General features: G+C 57.3%; 1 rRNA gene (running past one end of the window). It reads left to right on the top strand.

The features are described from left to right. The first annotated feature begins 61 nt into the window (after positions 1-61). A 23S ribosomal RNA gene (locus HCN56_RS23180) occupies positions 62-1,654 on the top strand (it continues 1,631 nt past the right edge of the window).

Below are 1,654 nucleotides of genomic sequence, written 5' to 3' on the forward strand. Positions count from 1 at the left end.
GCGGGGTGACTGGTTGGGCTGGTTGTTGTTTGAGAACTGCACAGTGGACGCGAGCATCTGTGGCCAAGTTTTTAAGGGCGCACGGTGGATGCCTTGGCACCAGGAACCGATGAAGGACGTGGGAGGCCACGATAGGCCCCGGGGAGCTGTCAACCGAGCTTTGATCCGGGGGTGTCCGAATGGGGAAACCCGGCAGTCGTCATGGGCTGTCACCCGCACCTGAATGTATAGGGTGTGTGGAGGGAACGCGGGGAAGTGAAACATCTCAGTACCCGCAGGAAGAGAAAACAACCGTGATTCCGGGAGTAGTGGCGAGCGAAACCGGATGAGGCTAAACCGTATGTGTGTGATACCCGGCAGGGGTTGCGCATGCGGGGTCGTGGGAGTTTCCTTCAGTCGTCTGCCGGCGGCTGGGCGAGTGAGAAACCATTGTGGTAGGCGAAGGGCATGCGAAAGGCCCGGCGTAGAGGGTAAGACCCCCGTAGCTGAAACTGCAATGGCTCGTTTGGGAGCCACCCAAGTAGCACAGGGCCCGAGAAATCCTGTGTGAATCTGGCGGGACCACCCGTTAAGCCTAAATATTCCCTGGTGACCGATAGCGGATAGTACCGTGAGGGAATGGTGAAAAGTACCGCGGGAGCGGAGTGAAATAGTACCTGAAACCGTGTGCCTACAAGCCGTGGGAGCGTCGCACAGTGGGCTTGCCTGCTGTGTCGTGACTGCGTGCCTTTTGAAGAATGAGCCTGCGAGTTTGCGGTATGTTGCGAGGTTAACCCGTGTGGGGGAGCCGTAGCGAAAGCGAGTCCGAATAGGGCGTTCAGTAGCATGCTCAAGACCCGAAGCGGAGTGATCTAGCCATGGGCAGGGTGAAGCGGCTGTAAGAGGTCGTGGAGGCCCGAACCCACCAGAGTTGAAAATCTGGGGGATGACCTGTGGTTAGGGGTGAAAGGCCAATCAAACTCCGTGATAGCTGGTTCTCCCCGAAATGCATTTAGGTGCAGCGTCGCGTGTTTCTTACCGGAGGTAGAGCACTGGATAGGCGATGGGCCTTACCGGGTTACTGACCTTAGCCAAACTCCGAATGCCGGTAAGTGAGAGCGCGGCAGTGAGACTGTGGGGGATAAGCTCCATGGTCGAGAGGGAAACAGCCCAGAGCATCGACTAAGGCCCCTAAGCGTGTGCTAAGTGGGAAAGGATGTGGAGTCGCAGAGACAACCAGGAGGTTGGCTTAGAAGCAGCCACCCTTGAAAGAGTGCGTAATAGCTCACTGGTCTAGTGATTCTGCGCCGACAATGTAGCGGGGCTCAAGTACACCGCCGAAGTCGTGTCATTCGAACATATACTCCTAACGGGGGTTCGGATGGGTAGGGGAGCGTCGTGTGCCGGGTGAAGCAGCCGTGGAAACGAGTTGTGGACGGTTCACGAGTGAGAATGCAGGCATGAGTAGCGATACACACGTGAGAAACGTGTGCGCCGATTGACTAAGGGTTCCTGGGTCAAGCTGATCTGCCCAGGGTAAGTCGGGACCTAAGGCGAGGCCGACAGGCGTAGTCGATGGACAACCGGTTGATATTCCGGTACCCGCTTTGAAGCGCCAACGCTGAATCTGGTGATGCTAAGCCCGTGAAGCCCCCTGCGGTCTGTCTTTGACAGC

Source organism: Streptomyces lonarensis, from assembly GCF_012033735.1.
Taxonomy (GTDB): Bacteria; Actinomycetota; Actinomycetes; order Streptomycetales; family Streptomycetaceae; genus Streptomyces; species Streptomyces lonarensis.